The 9489-nt window shown below is 72.4% G+C and carries 8 protein-coding genes; 4 read left to right on the top strand and 4 right to left on the bottom strand.

Annotation, left to right across the window (positions count from 1 at the left end):
• Positions 1-590 precede the first annotated feature (590 nt).
• From IXW69_RS02445 to IXW69_RS02435, 3 genes are all read right to left on the bottom strand, one after another.
• Positions 591-1679 (bottom strand): YihY/virulence factor BrkB family protein, encoded by a 1089-nt coding sequence (locus IXW69_RS02445; RefSeq protein WP_194784785.1) that lies wholly within the window; start codon positions 1677-1679, stop codon positions 591-593.
• A 932-nt stretch (positions 1680-2611) separates the two neighbouring features.
• Positions 2612-3238, bottom strand: a complete 627-nt coding sequence (locus IXW69_RS02440; protein WP_194784784.1) for a MarC family protein — start codon at positions 3236-3238, stop codon at positions 2612-2614.
• Between the two features lie 162 nt (positions 3239-3400).
• Positions 3401-4246, bottom strand: coding sequence for a PHP domain-containing protein (locus IXW69_RS02435; RefSeq protein ID WP_194784783.1), 846 nt, complete (start codon positions 4244-4246; stop codon positions 3401-3403).
• Between the two features lie 37 nt (positions 4247-4283).
• Between IXW69_RS02435 and IXW69_RS02430 the strand changes: the two genes are divergently transcribed.
• From IXW69_RS02430 to IXW69_RS02415, 4 genes are all read left to right on the top strand, one after another.
• Positions 4284-5438, top strand: a complete 1155-nt coding sequence (locus IXW69_RS02430; protein ID WP_194784782.1) for a Gfo/Idh/MocA family protein — start codon at positions 4284-4286, stop codon at positions 5436-5438.
• Positions 5435-7006 (top strand): aminopeptidase P family protein, encoded by a 1572-nt coding sequence (locus IXW69_RS02425; protein WP_194784781.1) that lies wholly within the window; start codon positions 5435-5437, stop codon positions 7004-7006. Before IXW69_RS02430 ends, IXW69_RS02425 begins: the two co-directional genes overlap by 4 nt.
• A 167-nt stretch (positions 7007-7173) precedes the next feature.
• On the top strand, positions 7174-7551 hold the full coding sequence (locus tag IXW69_RS02420; RefSeq protein ID WP_194784780.1) for an ArsR/SmtB family transcription factor: 378 nt from the start codon (positions 7174-7176) through the stop codon (positions 7549-7551).
• Positions 7548-8480 (top strand): cation diffusion facilitator family transporter, encoded by a 933-nt coding sequence (locus tag IXW69_RS02415; protein ID WP_194784779.1) that lies wholly within the window; start codon positions 7548-7550, stop codon positions 8478-8480. Before IXW69_RS02420 ends, IXW69_RS02415 begins: the two co-directional genes overlap by 4 nt.
• Before the next feature lie 121 nt (positions 8481-8601).
• Here IXW69_RS02415 and IXW69_RS02410 read toward each other — a convergent pair whose 3' ends face one another.
• Positions 8602-9465 (bottom strand): sugar phosphate isomerase/epimerase family protein, encoded by an 864-nt coding sequence (locus IXW69_RS02410; protein ID WP_194784813.1) that lies wholly within the window; start codon positions 9463-9465, stop codon positions 8602-8604.
• Between the last annotated feature and the right edge of the window lie 24 nt (positions 9466-9489).

The raw sequence follows: 9489 nt of genomic DNA, 5'->3' as shown, positions 1-9489 counted from the left end.
CTCGCCCGATGCCGCCTCAGCCTCGTCCCCGACACCAGCACCGAGGAGGTCACCACCAGCTCCTTGCCCGCTCTGACCGCCTGACCAATCAGCGAAGGATCGCTACACCACTTCCCGGGACTTGACCGACACCCTTGACCCCGGCCCGTCATGGTCGCCGACACCGCCACCGCCCTCATCACCAAGACCCTCGGACACACCTTCAACACCAGAGCTTCGGGTGGTCGGCGTTAACGGCAGTCCGTCTCCCATGGGTCGCTCCTTGTCAGAGCGCTCGAACGTGCGCCCGCTCAGTCGTGGCGGGCCTGGTCCCGCACAATGAGCACACGTGTCCCGGTGGCTGCCTCATGTCCGCCGAACGGTCGCGACTGCCGTCAGGCTCAGCGAAGGTCGCCGAGCCATCCTCCCCGCGCCCTGCCCGCGGGCGACGCCGACTCGCGGCATCGGCAGACGGAACCGCAGCGGGGACGTCGGCCGGCGTCCATCCACGCTCTCGGCACGCGTGATCTCACCTGTGGCCTCCGTGCATCTGTGGGCCGTCCGCACGGGGAGGACCGTCACCATGGCCGTCGTGGGTGGTGGCTGGGGTGTCATGAGGAGCGCGGGTCGTGGGAGTCCTCCTGGCTCTCGCCCCTGGTTCGGCGAAGGTGGCGGCCGCGCTCGAGGTCCTCGTGGTACTTCTTCTCCTGCTTGTCGCTGGCCTTGGTGTCACGAGCCGGCAGCTGGAGATCCTCCTCGGCCGTCAGGCCGGCCTGGAGCTCGCGCCCCCGCTCCATCTCACTGTCCACCTCCGCACCGAACAGCAGGATGGCGTTGATGATGTAGATCCACAGCAGCAGGATGATCACCCCGGCCAGCGTGCCATAGGTGGCGTTGTAGTTGCCGAAGTTGGTGACGTACACGAAGAAGACCAGGCTGGCCAGCACCGAGACCGCGATCGCGATCAGGGCGCCCAGGCTGACCCAACGGAACTTGGGCTGCTTGACGTTGGGTGTCGCGTAGTACAGCAGAGCGACCAGCAGGACCACGACGAAGGCCAGCACAACCCACTTCGCGATGCTCCACAGCGTGATCGCGACATCTCCCAGCCCGATCGCGTCGCCCACGGCAGTGGCCACCGAGCCGGACAGGACGAGCACCAGTATCCCGACCGCTCCCAGCACCAGGAACAGGGCGGTGAGGAGATACATCTGAATGTTGAGCTTGATGAATCCGCGGCCCTCGGGCACCTCGTAGATGGTGTTCATGGCCCGGCCGAAGGCCTTGGTGTAACCGGAGGCCGACCACAGCGCGGTGAGCAGGCCGACGATCAGTCCGAGTCCTGCCGCAGGAGCCGTGAGGACCGACTCCAGGGCGGGGCGCACTGACTGCCACATGTCCGCCGGAACGATGCCTTGGGCCTGGTCGAGCACTGTCGTCACCGATGAGTCGCTCTGCCCGAGCAGGCTGAGGATCGAGACCAGGGCGATGAGAGCCGGGAAGATCGACAGCACCGTCCGGTAGGTCAGGCCCGCGGCGAGGTCCGTGCAGCCGTCGGCCGAGAACTCGCGCACGGTCGTGCGCAGGACGTACATCCAGGACGCTGTCCTCAACTCGGTGGGGCTGTCCGGCTTGCGGTCGTCGTCAGGGTGCGGCGCCCTGTCGGCATCCGTCGTCCCGTCCGTACTGCTCGAACTCATGGTTCTGTCCTTTCTAGGCTTGCTGTCCCTCCGGTGGCTCGGGCATGAGCAGGAGGAGCGGTGGCCACTCCCGAGAAGGGAGTGCGCTGCCGAGCCCGACGCAGCCGGGGCGGCTGGGTAGACCGGGTCCGCTCCTCGTGCTCCGGAAGTAGGCCCCGCGAAGCGCGGTGCTTGGCGACTGGCCGGGGCGGAGCACCCGTTCGGCGCTCCTCGACCAGGGCCGAGAGGCACCGGGAGACTCTCGTGTCATCCGACCGCCGGTCGCCGCGGAGACGCCCGCCCACCCGCAAGTATGGCAGCAAGGACAGCGAACCGCCGCCCCCACGACCGGTCCGTGGTGGGACACCAGGCAGTGCCGTGTAGATGCCCTCCGGGTGCCTCACGGCAGCGCACGCTCGCCGCCTCCGGCGGCTTCAGACCCCTGCTCCACTCATTTCTGTGAAGAGCCGAGGCCACTCATTTCTGTGAGGAGCCGAGGCTGCGCCTTCGCCAACGCGTGGGCCGAGATCGGGGCCACGGACCGCGCAGCCGCCGAGTCCATCCGGGCGGAGAAGGCCTGGATGCTGGCCCTGTTCACGCAGATCGCGAGCGGTGACCCGACCACGGGACGCCTGCTCCAGCTGCTCCACGAGGGAGCTCAGGTCACCGCAACGATCCGCCATGACGCGTCAGTGTTCGACGAGGCCTGCGCCGCGTCAAAGGAGTTCCTCGTACGGCGGCGTGCAATTCGCACACACGCATAGGGTCCCCAGGTACATCGCGCGGCTGGCGCGCTGGACACTCCGGTCCGCGGCGCCGTCGCCGGTATGATCTCGCGGAGATCGAAGGGTTGCTCGCGAGATCGCCTCTCATACCGGCGACCTGGAGCGCGGTCCTTCGATCTGGGCGCGCGGAGGCCGGCCCCCAGCACCCAGCGCTCCGCACTACGCGGATCAGAAGTGGGAGTCGATGTAGGCGAAGACGCCGTCGGCCATCATCTGCACGGCGATGGCAGCCAGCAGGAGACCGAAGATGCGGGTGAGGACCCGGATCATCGACTCCCCGAGGATCCGGTGCAGGGGCAGGGAGAAGCGCAGCGTCAGCCAGATGACGACGTGCGTGGCCAGAAGGGCGAGGCTCACGGTGAGCCAACCGACCAGCGGCTCCGGCGCCGACTCGACCGCGACCATGGCCGCGACGATCGCTCCGGGTCCGGCGAGAAGCGGCGTGCCGAGGGGGACGAGGGCGGCGTTGGCGATCGAGGCGTCGGGGTCGGGCCTCTCGTCGACCTTGTCGGTGAGGAGCTCGAGGGCGACGAGGAGGAGCAGCAGGCCGCCGGAGAACTGCAGGGCGGGCACGGTGATGCCCAGGAACTGCAGGATGTAGCGGCCGAAGATGGCGAAGACGAGGATGACGCCGAAGGACACGAGGGTCGCCTGGGCAGCGGAGCGGCGCCGCTGCTCGCTCGTCTGGCGGCTCGTGAGCGACAGGAAGATCGGGATCGCGCCGAGCGGGTCCTGGATGACGAGGATCGTCATGAAGGACGTGGCGAAGAGGGTGAGGTCGAAGATCGCGGCCACGGGTGGTGGGTCTCCTGGGATCGGCCCCGCGGCGACGGCGTGCGGCGCTGGTGGCGCCCGGCCGTCGCCCGCCTCGTGAGCGCGGGGACTGGTGGGTGGTGCTGGCTGAAGGGTACGGGGCGTGGCGCCGGGGCGTCCGCCCGGCGCGGAGGGAGCTGCGCGTCAGGGCGTGACGAGCGGGAGAGCGCCCTCGCCGACGATCTGCTCGAGGAGGGGCTCCGGCATGAGGTGCTCCCCCAGCCGGTTCGGCTTACCCGTGCCGTGGTAGTCGGAGGAACCGGACATCCCGATGCCGAGGCGCTCGGCCAGGACGCGGGCGGCCTTGCGCTGGGCCGGGTCGTGGTCGCGGTGATCGACCTCGAGGGCGGCGAGCCCGGCGTCGGCCATGAGGGCGAAGGTCTCGTCGGGGACAAGGCGGCGCTGTCGCCTCCCGGCGCGCGGGTGGGCGGCGACGGGGACGCCGCCGGCGCCGCGGACGAGCTCGCAGGCCTCGACGGGGTCGAGCGCCCAGTGGTGGACGTAGTAGGGACTCGAGGTGGCGAGAGGACCGGCGAATGCGGCGGTGCGGTCGGGGAAGGAGCCGGCCGCGACGAGGGCGTCGGCGATGTGGGGCCGGCCGATGGTGCGCGAGGCAGCGGCCTGGGCGAGGACGTCCTCCCACGTGATCGGGTAGTCCTCGCTGAGCCGCTGCACCATGCGGGAGGCGCGGGTCTCGCGGGACTCCCGGGCACGGGCGAAGGCGGCGCTGAGGGCGGCGTCGTCGGGGTCGAAGAGGTAGGCGAGGAGGTGCAGGGTGACGCCGGAGGCGGAGCAGGAGATCTCGGTACCGCGCAGCAGCGTGACACCCGTGGTCGCGACGGCTGCGGCGGCCTCGTCCCAGCCGGCGGTCGTGTCGTGGTCGGTGAGGCCGACGACGTCGAGCCCGGCCTGGGCCGCGAGCGCCATGAGCTCGGCGGGGACGTCGGTGCCGTCCGAGCAGGTGGAGTGGGTGTGGGGATCGATGCGCACGATCGCCAGTGTAGGGACCGGGTGGGAGGATCAGCCCATGACGAGCAGCAGCACGAGTCCGAGCGGGACGTCCGCCCCCGAGCAGCCCACGCAGCAGCGTCCCGTCCGCTTCGGGATCATCGGGGCCGGCTTCATCGCCCGGTGGTTCATGGAGGCGGCCGCCGTGCTGCCGCAGGTCGAGGTCGTCGCGGTCACCTCCGCGCACGCGGAGAGGGCCGCGGCCTTCGCCGCCGAGCACGGCATCGGCGCCTCCTACGCCTCGCCGCCCGAGATGCTGGCCGCGGGCGCACGGGGCGGTGCGACGCCCCTCGACGTCGTCTACGTCGGCTCTCCCAACGCGCTCCACACCGAGCAGACGGTCGCCGCGCTCGAGGCCGGCTTCCACGTCCTCGTCGAGAAGCCCTTCGCGCTGCGCACCGCGGAGGCCGAGGCGATGGTGGCCGCAGCCCGCCGCGCCGACCGTTTCCTCATGGAGGGCTGGCTGCCCGCCTTCGAGCCGGGCACCGCCACGATCCGCGAGGCCCTTCCCCGGCTCGGCACCGGCGAGGCCGGTCCGCACCGGGCGCTGCTGGTCAAGGAGCAGTACTCCTCGCGCATGGACCGCTTCCGCGCGGGCGAGCTGCTGCCCGCCTTCGACCCGTCGCTCGGCGGCGGCAGCCTCATGGACCTCGGCGTCTACCCCGTCTCGATGGCGATCCACCTCTTCGGGGCACCGGCCCGGGTGCGGGCCACCGGGCGGCTGCTGCGGTCGGGCGCCGACTCGCACGGGACGGTCGTCCTCGAGTACGACCGCCTGCCCGACGGCTCGCGCACCGACCTCGAGGTGGTCTGCCTCCACTCCAAGACCTCGACGAACGGGACGCTGAGCGAGGTCGCGGCCGACCGCGTCGTCCTCACCCTCGACGACTGCCAGTGGCCCCGCGAGATCGCGCTGAGGACTCCCGACGGCGTCGAGCGGCTCGAGGTCGAGGCCGCCTGGCCCGAGGGCGCCGTCGTCCCGGACGGGGCCGGGGAGCCGCCCGTCCTCGCCCGCGAGCTCGCCGAGGTCTGCCGGCTCGTCCGCGCGGGCGCCCGCGAGTCCGGGCTGCACCCGCTCGCGGCGTCGCTCGCGAGCGTCCGGGTCCTGGAGGCGGCTCGCGCCCAGATGGGTGTTCGCTTTCCCGGGGACGCCGGTGCGACGATGGGCGCATGACGTCCTCCGAGCACTCCTCCCCCGCGGCCGAGCAGCCGCAGTCCCTCGCGCAGCGCGGCAACAACCGCTCCCGCCAACCCCAGAACGAGGCCTTCCGCGACTTCATCGGCTCCGGCTGGGGTCCGCGCCCCTCCGGCCTGCCCGAGCGCAACGCCTCCGCACCGTGGGCCGCAGCCCGGCGCGAGGCGCTCGGGGCCCGCTTCCCCGGAGAGCGCCTCGTCCTGCCGGCGGGCCCGCTCAAGACCCGCAACAACGACTGCGACTACCGCTTCCGCCCCCACTCCGCCTTCGCGCACCTGGCCGGCACAGGCACGGACTTCGAGCCCGACGCCGTCCTCGTCCTCGAGCCGCTCACGGCGCCGGGCAAGCCGGTCGCGGAGGGTCATCCCACGCACGAGGGCGTCCTCTACTTCCGCCCGCGCGCCTCCCGCTCCTCCGAGGAGTTCTACGGCAACCCGCGCTACGGCGAGCTCTGGGTGGGGGTGCGCCCCTCCGCGGAGGAGGTCGAGGCCGCCACCGGGATCCGGGTCGCCCACATCGACACCCTCAGCGACGCGCTCGCCAAGGACGCCGGTGCGGAGGGCGTCCAGCTGCGCGTCATCGCCGAGGCCGACGAGAACGTCACCGCCCTCGTCAACGAGGTGCGCGAGGCCGCGGGGCTCGCCTCCGGGCAGGCCGCGGCCCAGGTCGACGACGGCCTCGCCGAGGCCGCCAGCGAGCTGCGCCTCGTCAAGGACGCCTGGGAGGTCGACGAGCTCCAGAAGGCCGTCGACGCCACCAAGGCCGGCTTCGACGACCTCATCCGCTCCATCCCGCGCGCCACGGGTCACTGGCGCGGCGAGCGCGTCCTCGAGGGCGCCTTCGGAGCGAAGGCGCGCGAGGAGGGCAACGGACTGGGCTACGACACGATCGCCGCCGCCGGCGACCACGCCAATACCCTCCACTGGATCAACAACGACGGCGCGGTGCGCCCCGGCGAGCTCGTCCTCGTCGACGCGGGCGTCGAGGTCGACTCCCTGTACACCGCGGACGTCACGCGCACGATCCCGGTGGACGGGCGCTTCACCGAGCCGCAGCGCCGCGTCTACCAGGCGGTGCTCGACGCCGCGAAGGCCGCCCTGGCGCGCGCGAACGAGCCGGGCTGCCGCTTCCGCGACGTCCACAACGCGGCGATGGTCGTCATCGCGCAGCGCCTCGAGGAGTGGGGCCTCCTGCCCGAGGGCATCACCGCGCAGGACTCCCTCGGGCCCGAGGGCGGCTACCACCGCCGCTGGATGATCCACGGGACGAGCCACCACCTGGGTCTCGACGTGCACGACTGCGCCCAGGCGCGCCGCGAGATGTCGATGGACGCGGAGCTCGTCCCCGGCATGGTCTTCACGATCGAGCCGGGCCTCTACTTTCGCGCCGACGACCTGCGCGTCCCCGAGGAGCTGCGCGGCATCGGCGTGCGCATCGAGGACGACGTCGTCGTGCGCGAGAACGGCGCGGTCGAGTACCTCACCGCGGGCGTGCCGCGCGAGGCCGACGACGTCGAGGCGTGGGTCTCGGGCCTCATCGCCGACTGACGTCGGCCCGCTCGCGCCCGCGACGGCGCACTGAGCGGGTCAGAGCCTGGACCGACGGGGCGGTGCCGCAGAATCCTGCGGCACCGCCCCGTCCGCCGTGCGCCCTGACCCGTTGTGAGCGCCACACCACCCTTGGACACTTCGCCCATGGCCGATACTATCGGCATATGCCGATCATTCATGGGCTCCTCCCCACCGACGCGACCGACGACCGGCAGGCGGTTCAGACCTCCGCCGACGTCGCCGCCGTCCTCGCCGCCCTCGGCGACCCGACGCGCCTCGCCATCGTGAGCCACCTGCGCGGTGGCGAGCACCGGGTCGGCGAGCTCGCCGCGCACCTCGGGCTCGCGCAGTCGACCGTCTCCCAGCACCTCGCCGTCCTGCGCGGAGCCGGCCTCATCTCGACCCACACCCACGGACGCTCTCGCGTGAGCCGGCTCGAGCACGAGGACCGCCTCATCGCCCTCCTCACCCTCGCCGCCGACCTGACCGGCGCTCCCCCGGCGCCGGACGAGGCCACGAGCGACGAGGAGGCGGCCTCATGAGCCACGAGCACTCGCACGCCCACACTCATGGGCACGGCCCGGGCACGACGCGCGGCCGACTCGCCGTCGCGCTCAGCGTCACGGCCGTCGTGCTCGTCGCGGAGATCGTCTCGGCCGCGCTCACCGGGTCGCTCGCGCTCCTCGCCGACGCGGGGCACATGGCCACGGACGCGGCCGGCCTCGTCCTCGCACTCACCGCCGCCCACCTCGCGGGCCGTCCCGCGACCGACCGCTCCACCTGGGGCATGCGCCGCGCGGAGGTCATCGGCGCCGCGGTCCAGGCCGGGATGCTCGCCCTCGTGGGCGTCATCGTCGGGGTCCGGGCCGTCCTCGACCTCATCTCGCCCCCGCCGGTGGCCTCGTCGGGGATGCTCCTCATGGGCGTCATCGGGCTGGTCGCCAACGCCGTCTCGCTCCTCGTCCTGGCGGGCGGGCGCGGGGAGAGCCTCAACTCCCGTGCGGCCTTCCTCGAGGTGGCGAACGACGCCGTCGGCTCCGTGGGCGTCATCGTCGCCGCTGTGGTCATCGCGGCGACGGGCTGGACGCGCGCCGACGCCGTCGCGTCGCTGGTCATCGTCGTCCTCATCGTCCCGCGGGCGGCATCGCTCCTGCGCGCCGCGGGGCGCGTGCTCATGGGCTTCACGCCGGAGGAGCTGGACCTCAGCGAGGTCCGCAGCCACCTCGCGGCCCTGCCCGACGTCGTCGCCGTCCACGACCTGCACGCCTGGACGGTGGCGACCGGGCTGACCGTCCTGACGGCGCACGTCGTCGTGACGGATGAGACGCTGCGCTCGGGCCGCTCGGACGCGGTGCTCGACGCGCTCGGCACCTGCGCGGCGGAGCACTTCCCGGTGCCCGTCGAGCACGCGACCTTCCAGCTGGAGCCCGAGCGGCACGCGGGTCACGAGTCCGACTGCTGTGCCGCCTGACCCTGCCCGCACGGGGGATGGTGCGCTGAGCGGGTCAGGAGCGAGGGTGACGGGCCGGTGCCGCAGGATCCTGCGGCACCGGCCCGTCGTCGTGTCCTCTGACCCGCTCAGCGCGCCAGAATCACTCGTCCTCGCGCTGGTAGCGCTTGCGCGTGGGCTCGGGGACGTGGACGGAGTCCGTGTCCCCCTCCCCCTCGAGGTGCTCGCGCGCGTACGCAAGGGCGCTCGCCAGGCCCTCACGGCGCTCGTCGTCGCTCATGCTCCGCACGTTCACCTCGACGACCACCTGCCCGCCGCGCTCGGCGAATCCGGTGGAGGCGAGGTGCCCGAGGACGCCGGCGCAGTCCTGGTCGCCCTGCCCGGGCAGCAGGTGCGCGTCGCGGAAGCCGGGGACGCCGTCGGTGAGGTGGAGGTGGCGCAGCGTCGGGCCGAGCGCCCGCGCCAGCGCGAGACCGTCCGAGCCGGAGGTCGCGGCGTGGGAGAGGTCAAGGGTCGTGGACAGGTACCCCTGCCCCACCGGGTCCCACGTGGGCGAGTAGGCCTGGAAGTCGCGAGAGGAGTGCGCCTGACGGGGCCTCCAGGTGAACATGTTCTCCACGCAGAGGTGCGTGCCGGTGGCCCGCTCCCGGGCCTCGACGCCGGCGACGAACTCGGCGGCGTACCGGGCCTGCCAGAAGAAGGGCGGGTGGAGGACGACGCTCGGCGCCCCGACCGCCTGCGCGAGCTCGATGGAGCGGTCGACCTTGTCCCACGGGTTCGTGCCGAAGACCGTGCGCGTGAGGAGGAGCGTCGGCGCGTGGATCGCCAGGACGGGCTGTCCGTGCTCCTCGGAGAAGGCGGTGAGGTCCTCGGCGCTCTGCGTGGCCTTCTCCGACCACACCATGATCTCGACGCCGTCGTAGCCGAGCTCGGCCGCGGCGGCGAAGGTGCCCTCGCAGTCTCCGAGCGCCCACGACGAGGTGGACAGCCCGACGGGGACGTGCACGGTCTCGCTCATGATGCGCCCCGG

This window comes from Actinomyces haliotis (assembly GCF_015355765.1).
Classification (GTDB): Bacteria; Actinomycetota; Actinomycetes; order Actinomycetales; family Actinomycetaceae; genus Actinomyces; species Actinomyces haliotis.
This window is presented reverse-complemented; position numbering and strand designations above follow the sequence as displayed.

Excerpts from the sequence above, each read along its gene's own strand:
- IXW69_RS02415 (WP_194784779.1), top strand. The coding sequence starts at position 7,548 with ATGAGCCACGAGCACTCGCACGCCCACACTCATGGGCACGGCCCGGGC.
- IXW69_RS02445 (WP_194784785.1), bottom strand. The coding sequence starts at position 1,679 with ATGAGTTCGAGCAGTACGGACGGGACGACGGATGCCGACAGGGCGCCG.
- IXW69_RS02420 (WP_194784780.1), top strand. The coding sequence starts at position 7,174 with ATGCCGATCATTCATGGGCTCCTCCCCACCGACGCGACCGACGACCGG.
- IXW69_RS02425 (WP_194784781.1), top strand. The coding sequence starts at position 5,435 with ATGACGTCCTCCGAGCACTCCTCCCCCGCGGCCGAGCAGCCGCAGTCC.
- IXW69_RS02430 (WP_194784782.1), top strand. The coding sequence starts at position 4,284 with ATGACGAGCAGCAGCACGAGTCCGAGCGGGACGTCCGCCCCCGAGCAG.